Annotated in this window: 13 protein-coding genes; 12 read left to right on the top strand and 1 reads right to left on the bottom strand. The window is 61.4% G+C overall.

The features are described 5' to 3' along the window. The first annotated feature begins 151 nt into the window (after positions 1-151). The 8 genes from rplK to PCJ21_RS02575 all read left to right on the top strand — a co-directional run bounded on the left by rplK (position 152) and on the right by PCJ21_RS02575 (position 14207). Positions 152-580 (top strand): 50S ribosomal protein L11, encoded by a 429-nt coding sequence (gene rplK / locus PCJ21_RS02610; RefSeq protein WP_269929832.1) that lies wholly within the window; start codon positions 152-154, stop codon positions 578-580. A gap of 4 nt (positions 581-584) precedes the next feature. Beyond that, the gene (gene rplA / locus PCJ21_RS02605; protein ID WP_269929831.1) at positions 585-1283 is read left to right on the top strand and encodes a 50S ribosomal protein L1; all 699 of its coding nucleotides are present in this window, start codon (positions 585-587) and stop codon (positions 1281-1283) included. A 382-nt stretch (positions 1284-1665) separates the two neighbouring features. Further along, entirely contained in the window at positions 1666-2184 is a 519-nt protein-coding gene (rplJ, locus tag PCJ21_RS02600) for a 50S ribosomal protein L10 (protein WP_067961867.1), read from the top strand. A gap of 54 nt (positions 2185-2238) precedes the next feature. Continuing rightward, positions 2239-2610 carry a 50S ribosomal protein L7/L12 gene (rplL, locus tag PCJ21_RS02595; protein ID WP_269929830.1) on the top strand — a complete coding sequence of 124 codons (372 nt, stop codon included), beginning with the start codon at positions 2239-2241 and terminating at the stop codon, positions 2608-2610. A gap of 198 nt (positions 2611-2808) precedes the next feature. Next, on the top strand, positions 2809-6945 hold the full coding sequence (rpoB, locus tag PCJ21_RS02590) for a DNA-directed RNA polymerase subunit beta (RefSeq protein ID WP_269929829.1): 4137 nt from the start codon (positions 2809-2811) through the stop codon (positions 6943-6945). Between the two features lie 194 nt (positions 6946-7139). Next, positions 7140-11336, top strand: a complete 4197-nt coding sequence (rpoC, locus tag PCJ21_RS02585; protein WP_269929828.1) for a DNA-directed RNA polymerase subunit beta' — start codon at positions 7140-7142, stop codon at positions 11334-11336. 134 nt (positions 11337-11470) lie between these two features. Next, positions 11471-12565, top strand: coding sequence for an esterase-like activity of phytase family protein (locus tag PCJ21_RS02580; RefSeq protein ID WP_269929827.1), 1095 nt, complete (start codon positions 11471-11473; stop codon positions 12563-12565). A gap of 220 nt (positions 12566-12785) precedes the next feature. Then, a complete protein-coding gene (locus PCJ21_RS02575; RefSeq protein WP_269929826.1) occupies positions 12786-14207 on the top strand; it encodes an APC family permease in 1422 nt (473 codons plus the stop codon). A 115-nt stretch (positions 14208-14322) separates the two neighbouring features. Here PCJ21_RS02575 and PCJ21_RS02570 read toward each other — a convergent pair whose 3' ends face one another. Then, positions 14323-14604, bottom strand: coding sequence for a transcriptional regulator (locus PCJ21_RS02570; protein WP_269929825.1), 282 nt, complete (start codon positions 14602-14604; stop codon positions 14323-14325). A 475-nt stretch (positions 14605-15079) separates the two neighbouring features. Between PCJ21_RS02570 and rpsL the strand changes: the two genes are divergently transcribed. From rpsL to tuf, 4 genes are all read left to right on the top strand, one after another. Next, complete coding sequence (rpsL, locus tag PCJ21_RS02565; protein WP_008837709.1) at positions 15080-15451, top strand: 30S ribosomal protein S12; 372 nt, start codon at positions 15080-15082, stop codon at positions 15449-15451. 78 nt (positions 15452-15529) lie between these two features. Next, positions 15530-16000 carry a 30S ribosomal protein S7 gene (gene rpsG / locus PCJ21_RS02560; protein ID WP_269929824.1) on the top strand — a complete coding sequence of 157 codons (471 nt, stop codon included), beginning with the start codon at positions 15530-15532 and terminating at the stop codon, positions 15998-16000. 32 nt (positions 16001-16032) lie between these two features. After that, entirely contained in the window at positions 16033-18123 is a 2091-nt protein-coding gene (gene fusA, locus PCJ21_RS02555; RefSeq protein WP_269929823.1) for an elongation factor G, read from the top strand. A gap of 67 nt (positions 18124-18190) precedes the next feature. Further along, a complete protein-coding gene (gene tuf / locus PCJ21_RS02550) occupies positions 18191-19366 on the top strand; it encodes an elongation factor Tu (protein ID WP_269929822.1) in 1176 nt (391 codons plus the stop codon). Positions 19367-19368 lie beyond the last annotated feature (2 nt).

Raw genomic sequence — 19368 nt, 5'->3', positions numbered from 1 at the left:
AGGGTCCGTCGCCCTGTTTCGGGCGATGGCGGCGCCGGGCGCATGCCTGGCGCAAGCATGGTGGGAGAGGAAGCGGCTTAGCCGGTCGCCGATATCGCACCACCGAACTGCAACCGCCGGAATATATCGGCACAACAAAGGCAGGTAAGAGATGGCTAAGAAAGTAGCGGGCCAGCTCAAGCTCCAGGTTTCCGCGGGTTCGGCGACGCCGTCGCCCCCGATCGGTCCTGCGCTTGGTCAGCGTGGCATCAACATCATGGAATTCTGCAAGGCGTTCAACGCGCAGACCCAGGAACTCGAGAAGGGGTCGCCGATCCCGGTCGTGATCACCTACTATCAGGACAAGTCGTTCACCTTCGTCATGAAGACGCCGCCGGTGTCCTACTTCCTGAAGAAGGCTGCCAACCTGAAGTCGGGCTCGAAGGAGCCGGGCAAGGTCAAGGCCGGTGAAATCAGCGCCGCCAAGGTGCGTGAAATTGCCCAGGCCAAGATGAAGGACCTGAACGCCAACGACGTCGAGGCAGCCATCAAGATGGTTGAGGGCTCCGCCCGTTCGATGGGTCTGGAAGTGGTGGGCTGAGATCATGGCTAAGATTGCAAAGCGTGTTGCCAAGTCCCGCGAGGGCATCGATGCGAACAAGGCCTACGGTCTGTCGGAAGCTCTCGAGCTGCTGAAGTCCCGTTCGTCGGTCAAGTTCGACGAGACCATCGAAGTCGCCATGAACCTCGGCGTCGACCCGCGTCACGCAGACCAGATGGTCCGCGGTGTGGTCAACCTGCCGAACGGCACGGGCCGTACCGTCCGCGTCGCCGTGTTCGCCAAGGATGCGAAGGCTGACGAAGCCCGCGCGGCCGGCGCCGACATCGTTGGTGCGGAAGACCTCGTCGACATCGTCCAGAAGGGCCAGATCGACTTTGACCGCTGCATCGCGACTCCCGACATGATGCCGCTGGTCGGCCGTCTCGGTAAGGTTCTCGGTCCGCGCGGCATGATGCCGAACCCGAAGGTCGGCACCGTCACCACCGACATCGCCGGAGCCGTCAAGGCTTCCAAGGGCGGCGCCGTTGAGTTCCGCGTCGAGAAGGCCGGCATCATCCATGCCGGCGTCGGCAAGGTCTCCTTCGACGTCAAGGCGCTGGAAGAGAACGTCCGCGCCTTCACCGATGCGGTGAACAAGGCCAAGCCGGCTGGCGCCAAGGGCGTCTATGTCCGCAAGGTCTCGGTTTCCTCGACGATGGGCCCGGGCCTCAAGCTCGATCTGTCGACGGTCGCTGCGTCGTAAGTTGAATTCGGATCGGCCGGCAACGGCCTGATCCGGGAAGAATTCCGGGCCTCCGGGCCCGGAACTCGGAAGTTGGAAGCAGCTTCCGAAATCCTGTCCGAGATTGCAGGCGGTCCAAGCGACCCTTGGTCCTTAATTCTTATGGGCCTGCATGAGACGGGTGAAGACCAGACAAAGGAGCCTGGGCTCCAATGAAAGGTTCGAACCGTGTTTGCCTTTTGTCTGCGCACCGCGCCGGATCGCAAGTCCGTCAGGTGTGGCGAAAGGGGGCAGGATCCTCGAGCGCCGTTCGGGTGATCTGGAACTTCTGGATTGGCCGCCCGGCAAAAGGCAACCCGACCGCTCACCCCGCAAATGGGAGGCGGTCAACTGGAGATAGGCAGTGGACAGAGCGGAAAAACGCGAACTCGTCACCGGCCTGAATGACGCGTTCTCGAACGCAGGTTCAGTCGTAGTGGCCCACTATGCCGGTATCACCGTCGCGCAGATGAACGATCTTCGTGTGAAGATGCGTCAGGCCGGCGGCACCGTCAAAGTCGCGAAGAACCGTCTCGCCAAAATCGCTCTTCAGGGCACGGAATCCGAAAACATCATCGATCTGTTCAAGGGACAGACGCTGGTTGCTTATTCGGAAGATCCGATTGCAGCGCCGAAGGTCGCGTCCGAATTCGCCAAGACCAATGACAAGCTTGTCATCCTTGGTGGTTCGATGGGCACGACCTTGCTCAACGCCGACGGTGTGAAGGCTCTCGCCTCGCTCCCGTCGCTCGACGAGCTGCGTGCAAAGCTGGTTGGCATGATCGCCACCCCGGCTACCCGGATCGCCCAGATCGTCAATGCGCCGGCGGCTTCGGTCGCGCGCGTCATTGGCGCTTATGCCCGGAAGGACGAGGCGGCATGAGGCCGTTCCTCGCTATCATCAACACACGTTCGAACTGATTGAAGGAATAGAAAAATGGCTGATCTCGCAAAGATCGTTGACGACCTGTCGGCCCTGACCGTCCTCGAGGCGGCTGAGCTGTCGAAGCTCCTCGAAGAGAAGTGGGGCGTTTCGGCTGCTGCTCCGGTTGCAGTTGCTGCTGCTGCTGGCGCTGCCGCTGCTCCGGCTGAAGAGAAGACCGAATTCGACGTCATCCTGGCTTCGGCCGGCGACAAGAAGATCGAAGTCATCAAGGAAGTCCGCGCCATCACCGGCCTGGGCCTCAAGGAAGCCAAGGACCTCGTCGAAGGCGCTCCGAAGCCGATCAAGGAAGGCGTCTCGAAGGCTGACGCCGAGAAGCTCAAGGCTCAGCTGGAAGCAGCTGGCGCTAAGGTCGAGCTTAAGTAAGCTCACGGTTTCGGTGGGCGGCGCTAGCGTCGCCCACCGGCTCCCGTGATCGGGGGATAGAGGGAACCTATTTCCTGAGTGCCGCCAGGCGGCTTTCAGGAAACGGGTTTTCGCCCGTTTTGGATAGGCCGCCGAGGCGGCTCGTATGCAAGGTGAGCAGTAGCGAAGCTCATCCCAAGAAGGCAGCAAGGAGCGACGATGGCCCAGACCCAGACTTTCAATGGCCGCAGACGCGTACGCAAGTTCTTCGGAAAGATCCCCGAAGTTGCGGAGATGCCGAACCTCATCGAGGTTCAAAAGGCATCCTATGACCAGTTTCTGATGGTCGACGAGCCGAAGGGCGGTCGTCCGGACGAAGGACTGCAGGCCGTTTTCAAGTCGGTCTTCCCGATCTCGGACTTCTCTGGCGCGTCGATGCTGGAGTTCGTCAAGTACGAGTTCGAAGCACCGAAGTTCGACGTTGACGAGTGCCGTCAGCGCGACCTGACTTTTGCCGCGCCGCTCAAGGTGACGCTGCGCCTCATCGTGTTCGATATCGACGAGGATACCGGCGCGAAGTCGATCAAGGACATCAAGGAGCAGGACGTCTACATGGGCGACATGCCGCTCATGACGTCCAACGGCACCTTCATCGTCAACGGCACCGAGCGCGTCATCGTTTCGCAGATGCACCGGTCGCCGGGCGTCTTTTTCGATCACGACAAGGGCAAGTCGCACTCGTCGGGCAAGCTGCTGTTTGCTGCCCGCGTCATTCCCTATCGCGGTTCCTGGCTCGACATCGAGTTCGACTCCAAGGACATCGTCCACGCCCGTATCGACCGTCGCCGCAAGATTCCGGTGACGTCGCTGCTGATGGCGCTGGGCATGGACGGCGAAGAGATCCTGTCGACGTTCTACAACAAGATCACCTACAAGAAGTCGGGCGATCACTGGCGCATTCCGTTCTCGGTCGACCGTTTCCGCGGCCTGAAGGCTGTCGGCGACCTGGTTGACGCCGACACCGGCGAGATCGTTGTCGAAGCTGGCAAGAAGATCACCGCGCGCCAGGCCAAGCAGTTGGCCGAAAAGGGCCTCAAGGCGATCAAGGCGACCGAGGACGATCTCTACGGTTCCTATCTCGCCGAAGACGTCGTCAACTACGCTACCGGCGAGATTTATCTCGAAGCCGGCGACGAGATCGACGAAAAGACGCTCAAGACGCTGCTGGCGGCTGGCGAGGAAGAAATCAACATCCTCGACATCGACCACATCAACGTCGGTGGCTACATCCGCAACACGCTGGCCGTGGACAAGAACGAGAGCCGTCAGGACGCCCTGTTCGACATCTACCGCGTCATGCGCCCGGGTGAGCCGCCCACCATCGACACCGCCGATGCGATGTTCAATTCGCTGTTCTTCGACGCGGAGCGCTACGACCTTTCGGCCGTCGGCCGCGTCAAGATGAACATGCGTCTCGAGCTCGACGCTGCCGATACGGTTCGCGTGCTGCGCAAGGAAGACATCCTTGCCGTGGTCCGCACGCTGGTCGAACTGCGTGACGGCAAGGGCGAAATCGACGACATCGACAACCTCGGCAACCGCCGTGTCCGTTCGGTCGGCGAATTGATGGAGAACCAGTACCGCGTCGGTCTGCTCCGCATGGAGCGCGCGATCAAGGAACGTATGTCCTCGATCGAGATCGACACGGTCATGCCGCAGGATCTGATCAACGCCAAGCCGGCGGCTGCCGCCGTTCGCGAGTTCTTCGGTTCCTCGCAGCTGTCGCAGTTCATGGACCAGACCAACCCGCTGTCGGAAATCACCCACAAGCGTCGTCTTTCGGCGCTTGGACCCGGTGGTCTGACCCGCGAGCGCGCCGGCTTCGAAGTCCGCGACGTGCATCCGACCCATTACGGCCGTATCTGCCCGATTGAAACGCCGGAAGGCCCGAACATCGGCCTGATCAATTCGCTGGCGACGTTTGCCCGCGTCAACAAGTACGGCTTCATCGAGAGCCCGTACCGCAAGATCGTTGACGGCAAGCTGACCAACGAAGTGGTCTATCTGTCGGCTATGGAAGAGGCCAAGCACTTCGTTGCTCAGGCCAACGCCGAGCTCGACGCCAACGGCCATTTCGTCGACGAATTCGTCATTTGCCGTAACGCTGGCGAAGTGATGATGGCGCCGCGCGAAAACGTCGACCTTATGGACGTTTCGCCCAAGCAGATGGTGTCGGTCGCCGCAGCGCTGATCCCGTTCCTTGAAAACGACGACGCCAACCGCGCTCTGATGGGCTCGAACATGCAGCGTCAGGCCGTGCCTCTGGTGCGCGCCGAGGCTCCGTTCGTCGGTACCGGCATGGAGCCGATCGTTGCTCGTGACTCGGGCGCTGCCATCGGCGCTCGCCGCGGCGGTATCGTGGACCAGGTCGACGCGACCCGTATCGTTATCCGTGCGACCGAAGATCTCGATCCGGGCAAGTCCGGCGTCGACATCTACCGCCTGATGAAGTTCCAGCGTTCGAACCAGAACACCTGCATCAACCAGCGTCCGCTGGTGCGTATGGGCGACCGGGTCAACAAGGGCGACATCATTGCCGACGGTCCGTCCACGGAACTCGGTGATCTGGCGCTCGGCCGCAACGTGCTCGTCGCGTTCATGCCGTGGAACGGCTACAACTACGAGGACTCGATCCTGCTCTCCGAGCGTATCGTGGCCGACGACGTCTTCACCTCGATCCACATCGAGGAGTTCGAGGTCATGGCCCGCGACACCAAGCTCGGGCCGGAGGAAATCACCCGCGACATTCCGAACGTTTCGGAAGAAGCGCTGAAGAACCTCGACGAAGCAGGCATCGTCTACATCGGCGCCGAAGTTCAGCCGGGAGACATCCTGGTCGGCAAGATCACGCCGAAGGGCGAAAGCCCGATGACGCCGGAAGAGAAGCTTCTGCGCGCGATCTTCGGTGAAAAGGCGTCGGACGTCCGTGACACCTCCATGCGCATGCCGCCCGGAACCTACGGCACCATCGTCGAAGTTCGCGTCTTCAACCGCCACGGCGTGGAGAAGGACGAACGCGCCATGGCGATCGAGCGCGAGGAAATCGAGCGTCTCGCCAAGGACCGCGACGACGAGCAGGCGATCCTCGACCGCAACGTCTACAGCCGCCTGAGCGACATGCTCATCGGCAAGGACGCGATTGCCGGGCCTAAGGGCTTCAAGAAGGGCTCGAACATCGCCAAGGAGACGCTGGACGACTATCCGCGTTCGCAGTGGTGGCAGTTCGCTGTCGAAGACGAGAAGATGCAGGGCGAACTCGAAGCTCTGCGCGGCCAGTACGACGATTCCAAGAAGCAGCTCGAGCAGCGCTTCATGGACAAGGTCGAAAAGGTACAGCGCGGCGACGAGATGCCCCCCGGCGTGATGAAGATGGTCAAGGTCTTCGTCGCGGTGAAGCGCAAGATGCAGCCCGGCGACAAGATGGCCGGCCGTCACGGCAACAAGGGTGTCGTGTCGCGCATCGTTCCGGTCGAGGACATGCCGTTCCTCGAAGACGGTACGCATGCTGACATCGTGCTGAACCCGCTGGGCGTGCCTTCGCGCATGAACGTCGGACAGATTCTCGAAACCCATCTCGGCTGGGCTTGCGCCGGCATGGGCCGGAAGATCGGCGAGATGATCGATGCCTACAAGGCAGCGGGCGATATCAAGCCGCTGCGTGAGACCATCGAGAGCATCATTCCGGCGAACGACCGCAACGAGCCGGTCCGCAACTATGACGACGAAAGCGTTGTTCGCCTCGGCGAACAGATGCGCCGCGGCGTCTCGATTGCGACCCCGGTGTTCGACGGTGCGCATGAGGCCGACATCAACGAGATGCTGTCGCAGGCTGGCCTGCACACATCCGGCCAGTCGCAGCTCTATGACGGACGTACGGGTGAGCCGTTCGATCGCAAGGTGACCATGGGCTATATCTATATGCTCAAGCTTCACCACCTGGTCGACGATAAGATCCACGCCCGTTCGATCGGCCCGTACTCGCTTGTCACCCAGCAGCCGTTGGGCGGTAAGGCGCAGTTCGGCGGTCAGCGCTTCGGCGAAATGGAGGTCTGGGCACTCGAAGCCTATGGTGCCGCCTACACGCTGCAGGAAATGCTGACCGTGAAGTCGGACGACGTGGCTGGCCGTACCAAGGTCTACGAGGCCATCGTGCGCGGCGACGACACGTTCGAAGCGGGCATCCCCGAGAGCTTCAACGTTCTCGTCAAGGAAATGCGCTCTCTGGGCCTCAACGTCGAATTGGAAAACACCAAGGTCGACGAGCACCAGCAGCGGCTGCCCGACGCGGCCGAGTAAGTACCGATGGCGCGCCGCGGGATCGAACCTGCGGCGCGCCACAAGGCCTGATCCCGATGCGCACCCCGGTGCGTTTTGGTGCTGATCAAGCCAAGCGATGAAATTCCGCCGGTTACTGGCCGGCACAGCTGGCGGGCGCTCTGGCCCGCACAAGATGCAAAGGGGCTTTCGAGGGCCCCGAAAAGGAGAACGGCATGAACCAAGAGGTCATGAATCTCTTCAACCCCCAGGCGCCTGCGCAGGTGTTCGATTCCATCCGGATTTCGCTCGCCAGCCCTGAGAAGATTCTGTCCTGGTCGTTCGGCGAAATCAAAAAGCCGGAGACGATCAACTATCGTACCTTCAAGCCGGAGCGCGACGGGCTGTTCTGCGCCCGCATCTTCGGCCCGATCAAGGACTACGAATGCTTGTGCGGCAAGTACAAGCGCATGAAGTACAAGGGCGTCATCTGCGAAAAGTGCGGCGTTGAAGTCACGCTGTCGCGCGTTCGCCGCGAGCGCATGGGCCACATCGAGCTGGCAGCGCCCGTCGCCCACATCTGGTTCCTGAAGTCGCTGCCGAGCCGCATCGGCACGCTGCTCGACATGACGCTCAAGGATATCGAGCGCGTCCTGTACTTCGAGAACTACATCGTCACCGAGCCGGGCCTGACCGCGCTCAAGGAGCACCAGCTCCTGAGCGAGGAAGAGTACATGCTCGCCGTCGACGAGTATGGCGAAGACAGCTTCACCGCCATGATCGGTGCGGAGGCGATCCACGATCTGCTCGCCAGCATGGACCTGGAGAAGATCGCGGGCGACCTGCGTTCGGAACTGGCCACCACGACGTCCGAGCTCAAGCAGAAGAAGTATCTCAAGCGCCTCAAGGTGGTTGAGAACTTCATGGAATCGGGCAACCGTCCCGAGTGGATGATCATGAAGGTCGTGCCGGTGATCCCGCCCGACCTGCGTCCGCTCGTCCCGCTCGACGGCGGCCGCTTCGCGACCTCCGACCTGAACGATCTCTACCGTCGCGTCATCAACCGCAACAACCGCTTGAAGCGCCTGATCGAACTCCGCGCGCCCGGCATCATCATCCGCAACGAAAAGCGCATGCTGCAGGAGGCCGTCGACGCTCTGTTCGACAACGGCCGCCGTGGCCGCGTCATCACCGGCGCCAACAAGCGTCCGCTGAAGTCGCTGTCCGATATGCTCAAGGGCAAGCAGGGTCGGTTCCGTCAGAACCTGCTCGGCAAGCGCGTCGACTACTCCGGCCGTTCGGTCATCGTGACCGGTCCGGAGCTGAAGCTGCACCAGTGCGGTCTGCCCAAGAAGATGGCGCTTGAGCTGTTCAAGCCGTTCATCTACGCCCGCCTCGACGCCAAGGGGTATTCCTCGACCGTCAAGCAGGCCAAGAAGCTGGTCGAGAAGGAAAAGCCGGAAGTCTGGGATATCCTCGACGAGGTCATCCGCGAGCATCCGGTTCTGCTCAACCGCGCACCGACGCTGCACCGCCTGGGCATCCAGGCCTTCGAACCCACCCTGATCGAAGGCAAGGCAATCCAGCTGCACCCGCTCGTCTGCACGGCCTTCAACGCCGACTTCGACGGCGACCAGATGGCTGTCCACGTTCCGCTGTCGCTCGAGGCTCAGCTCGAAGCGCGCGTGCTGATGATGTCGACCAACAACATCCTGCACCCGGCTTCCGGCGCGCCGATCATCGTGCCGTCGCAGGACATGGTTCTCGGTCTCTACTATCTCTCGATCGTCAACCAGAACGAGCCGGGCGAGGGCATGGTGTTTGCCGACATGGGCGAACTCCAGCATGCGCTTGAGACCAAGGCCGTCACGCTGCACGCCAAGATCAAGGGCCGCTTCAAGACGGTCGACGCCGAAGGCAACGAAGTGTCGAAGATCTACGACACGACGCCTGGCCGCATGATCCTCGGCGAACTGCTGCCGAAGAACGTCAATGTGCCGTTCGAGACCGCAAACCAGGAGATGACCAAGAAGAACATCTCCAAGATGATCGACACCGTCTACCGCCACTGCGGTCAGAAAGAGACGGTCATCTTCTGCGATCGCATCATGGCTCTCGGCTTCGCTCACGCCTGCCGCGCCGGCATTTCGTTCGGCAAGGACGACATGCTGATCCCGGACACCAAGCACGGCCTGGTCGAGCAGACCGAAGCGCTCGCCAAGGAATACGAGCAGCAGTACAATGACGGCCTGATCACCCAGGGCGAGAAGTACAACAAGGTCGTCGACGCCTGGGCCAAGTGCTCGGAAAAGGTCGCCGACGAAATGATGGCCCGCATCAAGGCGGTGGAGTTCGAAGACAACGGCCGTCAGAAGCCGATGAATTCGATCTACATGATGTCGCACTCCGGTGCGCGAGGTTCGCCCACCCAGATGCGTCAGCTCGCCGGCATGCGCGGCCTGATGGCCAAGCCGTCGGGCGAAATCATCGAGACGCCGATCATCTCGAACTTCAAGGAAGGTCTGACCGTTCTTGAGTACTTCAACTCGACCCACGGCGCCCGCAAGGGTCTCGCGGATACGGCTCTGAAGACGGCAAACTCCGGCTACCTGACCCGTCGTCTCGTCGACGTGGCGCAGGATTGCATCGTCAACTCGGTTGATTGCGGCACCGACAAGGGCCTCACCATGCAGCCGATCGTCGATGCCGGCCAGGTGGTTGCCTCGCTCGGCCAGCGTATCCTCGGCCGTACCGCGCTCGACGACATCAACCACCCGGTCACCGGCGACCTGCTGGTCAAGGGCGGCACGCTGATGGACGAGCGCGACATCGAGGTGATCGAGAAGGCTGGCGTTCAGTCGGTCCGCATCCGTTCAGCGCTGACCTGCGAAGTCAAGGTCGGCGTCTGCGCGGTCTGCTACGGTCGCGACCTGGCGCGCGGTACTCCCGTCAACCAGGGCGAGGCTGTCGGCGTCATCGCCGCGCAGTCGATCGGCGAGCCGGGCACGCAGCTTACCATGCGTACGTTCCACATGGGTGGTACCGCGCAGGTGGTCGACAGCTCGTTCCTCGAAGCCTCCTATGAGGGCAAGGTCGAGATCCGCAACCGCAACGTGGTTCGCAACTCCGACGGCAACCTCGTGGTCATGGGCCGCAACATGGCGATCCTGATCCTCGATGAAGCCGGCAAGGAACGGGCCACGCACCGCGTCACCTATGGTTCGCGTATCTTCGTGGACGATGGCGACAAGGTGAAGCGCGGCCAGCGTATCGCCGAGTGGGACCCGTACACCCGTCCGATCCTCACCGAAATCGAAGGCCGCGTGGTCTTCGAAGATCTGGTCGATGGCATATCCGTTCAGGAAACTGCCGACGAGTCGACCGGTATCACCAAGCGTGAGGTCATCGACTGGCGTTCGACGCCGCGCGGCAACGATCTCAAGCCGGCGCTGGCGGTCCACGATGCCAAGGGCAAGGTTGGCAAGCTCGCCAAGGGCGGCGACGCACGCTTCCTGCTCTCGGTCGAGGCGATCTTGTCGGTGGAACCGGGTGCCACGGTCCGTCCTGGCGACGTGCTGGCGCGTATCCCGATGGAAAGCGCGAAGACCAAGGACATCACCGGCGGTCTGCCGCGTGTTGCCGAGCTCTTCGAAGCCCGCCGCCCGAAGGATCACGCCATCATCGCCGAGATCGACGGTACGGTTCGCTTCGGTCGCGACTACAAGAACAAGCGTCGCATCATCATCGAGCCGCATGACTCGACGCTTGAGCCGGTCGAATACCTGATCCCGAAGGGCAAGCCGTTCCACCTCCAGGACGGCGACGCGATCGAGAAGGGCGACTACATCCTCGACGGCAATCCTGCGCCGCACGACATCCTGGCGATCAAGGGCGTGGAAGCGCTTGCTTCCTACCTCGTCAACGAAATCCAGGAAGTCTACCGACTGCAGGGCGTGTCGATCAACGACAAGCACATCGAGGTCATCGTTCGCCAGATGCTGCAGAAGATCGAAATCACCGCTCAGGGTGACTCGGTCTACATCCCGGGCGACCACGTCGACGTCATCGAGTTCGACGAGATCAACGATCGTCTGATCGAGGAAGGCAAGAAGCCTGCCGAAGGTCAGCCGGTTCTGCTCGGCATCACCAAGGCATCGCTGCAGACGCCTTCCTTCATCTCGGCCGCCTCCTTCCAGGAGACGACCCGCGTGCTCACCGAAGCAGCAGTTGCCGGCAAGACCGACATGCTGCAGGGCCTGAAGGAAAACGTCATCGTCGGTCGCCTGATCCCGGCCGGCACGGGCGGCATGATGAGCCAGATCCGGCGCATCGCCACCTCGCGCGACGAACTGATCCTCGACGAGCGCCGCAAGCTCTCGGGCGCGGAAGTGGCAGAGCCGATCCTGACCGACATGGTCAACGCCGCTCAGTAAGGGCGTCGTCGGAAAGAACTGGGAAAGGGGGCTTCGGCCCCCTTTTTTCATTTGGGTGCCACCTAAGTTTCATGGCGCCGTCACATGCGGCCGGTAGCAATTGGGGTCCAACGTGCATCACAGGTGACCGCATCATGAAGTTTGTTCTCTCCCCAATCGCTGCCGTGCTGGCATCGTCAGTGATCTGCGCGCATGCGCAGGATGCCGCGCCGTTCAAGGCAACGTTGTTCGGCCAGGTCGTTCTGCCGACCGGACTGAAAATTGCGGGAACTGAGTTCGGCGGCATTTCCGGCCTCGACCACGATGCGGCGAGCGGGCTGTTCTACGCCATTTCGGACGACCGCTCGGAGCGAGCGCCAGCGCGGCTTTACACGCTCAAGCTTGCGATCGACGGCAAAGGCGTCCACGGCATCGATATCGTGTCGAGTTCTGAGTTGCGTAACGCTGAAGGGGCTGCCTTTGCCAAGAAGGACGTCGACCCTGAGGCGATCCGCTTCGATGCTTCGGCAAGCCGGGTCTTCTGGTCGAGTGAGGGCGATGCAGATAGCCGGCCGGCGATTTACGAAGCCAAGCCCGATGGCAGCCACATCAGGAGCTTCGCCATTCCCGAAGCCTATCTTCCCAATGCCGACAAGACGCGCGGCGTGCGCGGCAACCTTTCGTTTGAAAGCCTCGCCATTTCACCTGACGGCAAGACCCTTTGGGCGGGGACCGAAAACGCGCTGACGCAAGACGGCGAAAAGGCGACGTTGGAGGCTGGCAGCCCATCGCGCATCGTCGGCTTCGATATCGCCAGCGGCACTGTCTCGGCGGAATACGTCTATGACAACGGTCCGATCTTCACCAAGGCGACCAAGGACCCGTATTACAACGACAACGGCCTCTCCGAATTCCTGTTTTTGGGACCTGACGAGCTTCTGACGATCGAACGTTCCTTCGCGCTTGGTATCGGCAGCGAGATCAATTTCTACCTGGCGAGCTTCGCCGGTGCGACAGACGTCAAGGGAACTGCCTCGCTCAAGGACATTGCGGCAAAGGCGATGTCCAAGCGCAAGGTACTTAAGATCGGCGAGGGCGACTTCGGTCTCGACATCGACAACATCGAGTCGATGACATGGGGACCCGAAGTAGACGGCCAGCGCACGTTGGTCATTGCCTCCGACAACAACTTCAGCCCGGAGCAGTTCACGCAGTTCGTTGTGCTGAAGCTGGACCCTGCCACGAATTGATCTGGCCGTGGCCCTGTTGGCTGCAAACGTGTCGATCCTTTACAGAATGCCGCCGGAGTGATCCGGCGGCTTCTTTTCAATCCCGCCGGTCTTGAGCCGATTGGCGGGTTGTTCCGCCTTCCGCAACATAAGGCTAGCTAATGTATCGGGACGTTTGACATCGTGAACGTACGAAAATAGCCTTCTCCTTGAAGCTCATCAGCCCTGAGAGGAGTGCCCGATGACCGACGTCCCCTCCGATGTGAAAGGACAGGCGGTATCGGTCGAGCCCAGCCTCCATCGTGTCATGGGCCCGTGGCTGCTGTTGCTCTTCATCGTCGGCGATATCCTCGGAACGGGCATCTACGCCCTGACCGGCCAGGTCGCCAGGCAGGTCGGCGGCGTGGTCTGGCTGCCGTTTCTTGTCGCCTTCATCGTCGCGGTCATCACGGCCTTCAGCTATCTCGAGCTGGTCACCAAATACCCGAAGGCGGCGGGAGCCGCGCTTTATGCCCACAAGGCGTTCGGCATCCACTTCGTCACATTCATCGTGGCCTTTGCGGTCATGTGCTCGGGTATTACCTCGGCGTCGACCGCATCTCGTGCTTTTGCCGCCAACCTTTCCAGCGCCTTCGACCTCGGGCTTTCCGGAACCTATGGCATCACTCTGATCGGCCTTGCTTTCATGGCGTTGGTGGCGGCCGTTAACTTCCGCGGTGTCGGCGAGAGCCTGAAAGCCAATGTCGTGCTGACATGCGTCGAGTTTACCGGCCTGATGATCATCATCGTCATCGGGTTGTGGGCGATCGGCGCGGGCGAGGGCGATGTATCCCGCATCACCCAGTTCCATTCGTCGCCCGACCGCACCGCCTTCTGGTCGGTGATCGCGGCGACGACGCTCGCCTTCTTCGCCATGGTCGGCTTCGAGGACTCGGTCAACATGGCCGAGGAGTGCAAGGACCCGACGCGCATCTTTCCCAAGGTGTTGCTGGCGGGGTTGCTGATAACCGGCATTATCTACGTACTGGTGTCGATCTCGGCGATCACGCTGGTGCCGCCGGATCAACTGGGCGAGGGCGAGACGCCGCTGCTCAAGGTGGTCCAGGCTGGCGCGCCGAACTTTCCCGTCTGGATATTCGGTTTCATCACCATGTTTGCGGTCGCCAACAGCGCGCTCATCAACATGCTGATGGCCAGCCGGCTGGTCTATGGCATGAGCCGCGAGCATGTGTTGCCGAACGTCCTCGGCAAGGTCCATGCGACCCGTCGCACGCCCTATGTCGCAATCGGCTTCACCACCTTGCTGGCCTTTGCCCTGATCACCTTTGTCGGTGAAGTGCCGGCGCTCGGCGGCACGACGGCGCTGCTGCTGCTGTGCGTCTTTACCGTCGTCAACATCGCCGTGCTGGCGCTGCGCAAGGACAGGGTAGGGCACGATCACTTTCGCACGCCGACGGTGCTGCCGATCGTGGGAGGACTGGCCTGCGCGTTCTTCGCCGGACCGTGGACGGGCCGCGACCTTGTCCAATACAAGATCGCCGGCATCTTGATCGCGATTGGCGTGGTGTTGTGGTTCGTGACCGTGCTGGTCAACCGGGCCACCGGCCAGAAGCCGGCCGAACCCACCATGGCCGACATCGGCGGGATGGGGCCGGTCAACTAGAGCGCCGTGCGTCCGAATGGACGCACAAAGGACGCTCTAACTTATTGAGTTGGCGCATCGTGCTTTCCGAAAATCGGGTCCGAATTTCGGGCCGGTGCGCTAGGCAGCGCCTGGACTATTTGGGTTCGTCGAAGGTAACGATCGAGACTTCACCTTCGAGCGCGCCTTGATAGGCGGAGACATGCGGTTCCTCGTCCGGCTCGCCCTGCAGGTCGCCGATCTGGTCGAGCTCGGCTTCGGCGTAACCTTCCTTGGCCAGGGCCTCGAGCGCCTGGCGGACCGCCGAGTCGTCGTCGGGGGCTACAAGCATGATGTGGACGCCCTCGGAAACACCGCCCTTGCGTCTCCAGACTCGCCCCGTGATGATTGTCACCGGGCGTTCGTCATTGTCGTTCATCAGTGATTCCTTGCGCTAGATTCGCAAGACACGGAGATTCGTGCCTGTTTCCCCGACTTTCGCACGAAGGAGGGGGCCACGACAGCGTAAACACTGTTATAAATCCCCCGTTAACCTCTGTTGCAGCGCAATAAAATTGCGCTGCGCCCGTCCAGGCGGGCAGAGCCCCTGTTTCGTTAAGGTTTTTGGACGGACGGGCTTGACGGTTCCAGGGCTTGCGAGTAGATACCGCCTCGTCTGAGCCGATGTGAGGTTGGCTTTTTCAGAGCGACACGCTCTGGAGTTCACCTCAAACAGGGTTCGTTTTACGAGCGAAATGACATTTCTGTCGTGCATGAAGCGGAAACGCTTCCTCTGCGGTTTGTTCGGGCAAGACCGCTTACGCGGTTCGTGGCCCGAATTTGCGTATGGAAATCGCGCTTTAAGCCGCCCCGAACGGGCTTGAGACACGGAATTTGAGAGACAAGAGGGTTTAATGCCTACCGTCAACCAGCTGATCCGCAAGCCGCGCATTGCGCCGGTGAAGCGCAACAAGGTTCCGGCCATGCAGGCCAACCCGCAGAAGCGGGGCGTTTGCACGCGCGTCTACACGACGACGCCGAAGAAGCCGAACTCGGCTCTGCGTAAGGTCGCGAAGATTCGCCTGACCAATGGCTTCGAAGTGATTGGCTACATCCCCGGCGAAGGTCACAACCTTCAGGAGCACTCCGTGGTTATGATCCGCGGCGGTCGCGTGAAGGATCTTCCGGGCGTGCGCTATCACATCATCCGCGGCGTGCTCGACACGCAGGGTGTGAAGAACCGCAAGCAGCGCCGTTCGAAGTACGGTGCGAAGCGTCCGAAGTAATTCGGGTTCTGCAATTTAGGCACTGCGCGAGGTTCTCCGCGTAATAGAGTGCCGGTCAAAGTTTGAGAGACAAGAACCATGTCCCGTCGTCACAGTGCAGACAAGCGCGAAATCAACCCGGATCCCAAGTTTGGCGATCTGGTCGTCACCAAGTTCATGAATGCCGTCATGTATGACGGAAAGAAGTCGATCGCTGAAACGATCGTCTACGGTGCTCTCGACCAGGTCCAGGCTAAGACCAAGCAGGAGCCGGTCTCTGTCTTCCATCAGGCGCTCGACAATGTCGCGCCGCACGTGGAAGTCCGTTCGCGTCGCGTCGGCGGTGCGACCTACCAGGTTCCGGTCGATGTGCGCCCCGAGCGCCGTCAGGCTCTGGCCATTCGCTGGCTGATCACTGCAGCCCGCAACCGCAATGAGACCACCATGGTCGATCGCCTCTCCGGTGAGCTGATGGACGCGGCCAACAACCGCGGCACCGCCGTGAAGAAACGTGAAGACACCCACAAGATGGCGGAAGCCAACCGCGCCTTCGCGCATTACCGCTGGTAACAGCGCGAACGAACGACTGAGAGGCACCTTCCATGGCCCGCGAATACAAAATCGAAGACTACCGCAATTTCGGTATCATGGCGCATATCGACGCCGGCAAGACGACGACGACCGAGCGCATCCTGTACTACACGGGCAAGTCGCATAAGATCGGCGAAGTCCACGATGGCGCGGCCACCATGGACTGGATGGAGCAGGAGCAGGAGCGTGGCATCACGATCACCTCCGCTGCCACCACGACCTTCTGGAAGGGCCGTGACGGCAAGCAGCGCCGCTTCAACATCATCGACACCCCCGGCCACGTCGACTTCACCATCGAAGTCGAGCGTTCGCTGCGCGTTCTCGACGGCGCCATCGCGCTGCTCGACGCCAACGCCGGTGTTGAGCCGCAGACCGAGACCGTGTGGCGCCAGGCGGACAAGTACCACGTCCCGCGCATGATCTTCTGCAACAAGATGGACAAGATCGGCGCTGACTTCTATCGCTCGTATGAGATGATCAAGTCGCGCCTCGGTGCCACCGCCGTTGCCGTCCAGCTGCCGATCGGCGCCGAGTCCGAGTTCAAGGGCGTTGTCGACCTGATCGAAATGAACGCGCTGGTCTGGCGCGACGAAAGCCTGGGTGCTGCCTGGGACGTCGTCGAGATCCCGGATGACCTGAAGGAAAAGGCCGCCGAATTCCGCGACAAGATGATCGAGTCCGCCGTCGAAATGGACGAGCAGGCCCTCGAGAACTACCTCGAAGGCAAGATGCCGTCGAACGACGAACTGCGCGCGCTGATCCGCAAGGGCACCATCGCCGTCAAGTTCTTCCCGATGTTCTGCGGCTCGGCCTTCAAGAACAAGGGCGTTCAGCCGCTGCTCGACGGCGTCGTTGAATTCCTGCCGTCGCCGATCGACGTTCCGGCCATCAAGGGCATCGACGCCAAGACCGAAGCCGAGATCGAGCGTCACGCTGACGACAACGAGCCGCTGTCGATGCTTGCGTTCAAGATCATGAACGATCCGTTCGTCGGCTCGCTCACCTTCTGCCGCATCTATTCGGGCAAGGTGGTCAAGGGCGCTTCGCTCGAAAACACCGTCAAGGGCAAGAAAGAGCGTCTCGGCCGCATGCTGCAGATGCACTCGAATTCCCGTGCCGACATCGAAGAGGCATATGCTGGCGACATCGTCGCTCTGGCTGGCCTCAAGGAAACGACCACCGGCGACACGCTCTGCGATCCGCTGCACCCGGTCATCCTCGAGCGCATGGAGTTCCCCGAGCCGGTGATCCAGATCGCGATCGAACCGAAGACCAAGGGCGACCAGGAAAAGATGGGCCTCGCGCTCAACCGCCTGGCTGCCGAAGATCCTTCCTTCCGCGTCAAGTCGGACGAAGAATCGGGTCAGACGATCATCGCCGGCATGGGCGAGCTGCATCTCGACATCATCGTCGACCGCATGCGTCGCGAGTTCAAGGTTGAGGCCAACGTCGGCGCGCCGCAGGTTGCGTATCGCGAGACGATCACCCGCACCCACGAGCAGGACTACACCCACAAGAAGCAGTCGGGTGGTACGGGCCAGTTCGCTCGCGTCAAGATCGTGTTCGAGCCGAACCCCGAGGGCGAAGATTTCGTGTTCGAGTCGAAGATCGTCGGTGGTGCTGTTCCGAAGGAATACATCCCGGGCGTCGACAAGGGGCTGCGCAGCGTTCTTTCTTCGGGTCCGTTCGCCGGCTTCCCGATGATCGGTGTCAAGGCGACCCTGATCGACGGTGCATACCACGACGTCGACTCGTCGGTTCTGGCCTTCGAAATCGCCGGCCGCGCCTGCCTTCGCGAAGCAGCTCCGAAGCTGGGTGTCCAGCTGCTCGAGCCGATCATGAAGGTCGAGGTCGTTACGCCGGAAGACTACGTCGGCAACGTCATCGGCGATCTGAACAGCCGTCGTGGCCAGATCCAGGGCCAGGAAAGCCGCGGTATCGCCGTCGTCGTCAACGCGATGGTTCCGCTGGCCAACATGTTCAAGTACGTGGACAGCCTGCGCTCGATGTCGCAGGGCCGCGCCCAGTACACGATGCAGTTCGACCACTACGAGCCGGTCCCGACCGCCGTGGCCCAGGAAGTTCAGAAGAAATACGCGTAATTCCAAGGAATTGCAGCGTTTTATTAATTCAACGCCCTTATTGGGCTAGCAGGAATGGAGACGTCACATGGCAAAAGGTAAATTCGAGCGTAATAAGCCTCATGTGAACATTGGCACGATTGGTCACGTCGACCACGGCAAGACGTCGCTGACGGCGGCGATCACGAAGTATTTCGGCGAGTTCAAGGCCTACGACCAGATCGACGCAGCGCCGGAAGAAAAGGCCCGCGGCATCACGATTTCGACGGCGCACGTCGAATACGAGACGCCTGCGCGCCACTACGCTCACGTCGACTGCCCCGGCCACGCCGACTATGTGAAGAACATGATCACCGGCGCTGCCCAGATGGACGGCGCGATCCTGGTGGTTTCGGCTGCCGACGGCCCGATGCCGCAGACCCGCGAGCACATCCTGCTCGCCCGTCAGGTCGGCGTTCCGGCCCTGGTGGTGTTCCTCAACAAGGTCGACCTGGTCGACGACGAAGAGCTGCTCGAGCTGGTTGAGCTTGAGGTTCGCGAACTTCTGTCGAAGTACGAGTTCCCCGGCGACGACATCCCGATGATCAAGGGTTCGGCTGTCGCTGCGCTCAATGATTCGGATAAGAAGATCGGCGAAGACGCGATCCGCGCGCTGATGGAAGCCGTCGATTCCTACATCCCGACGCCTGAGCGTCCGATCGACAAGCCGTTCCTGATGCCGATCGAGGACGTGTTCTCGATCTCGGGCCGCGGCACGGTCGTCACCGGCCGCGTCGAGCGCGGCGTGGTCAAGGTCGGCGAAGAACTCGAGATCGTCGGCATCCGCCCGACCTCGAAGACGACCTGCACCGGCGTTGAAATGTTCCGCAAGCTGCTCGACCAGGGCCAGGCCGGCGACAACATCGGCGCGCTGATCCGTGGCGTTGGCCGTGAAGACGTCGAGCGCGGCCAGGTTCTGGCCAAGCCGGGCACCGTCAAGCCGCACAAGAAGTTCGTTGCCGAAGCCTACATCCTGACCAAGGAAGAAGGTGGCCGTCACACGCCGTTCTTCACCAACTACCGTCCGCAGTTCTACTTCCGTACGACTGACGTGACCGGCATCGTCACGCTGCCGGAAGGCACCGAGATGGTCATGCCCGGCGACAACATCACCGTCGACGTCGAGCTGATCGTGCCGATCGCCATGGAAGAGAAGCTGCGCTTCGCTATCCGTGAAGGCGGCCGCACCGTCGGCGCCGGCATCGTCGCTTCGATCAAAGAATAATC

The sequence above is a fragment of the Aminobacter sp. HY435 genome (assembly GCF_027568395.1).
GTDB lineage: Bacteria > Pseudomonadota > Alphaproteobacteria > Rhizobiales > Rhizobiaceae > Aminobacter.
This window is presented reverse-complemented; position numbering and strand designations above follow the sequence as displayed.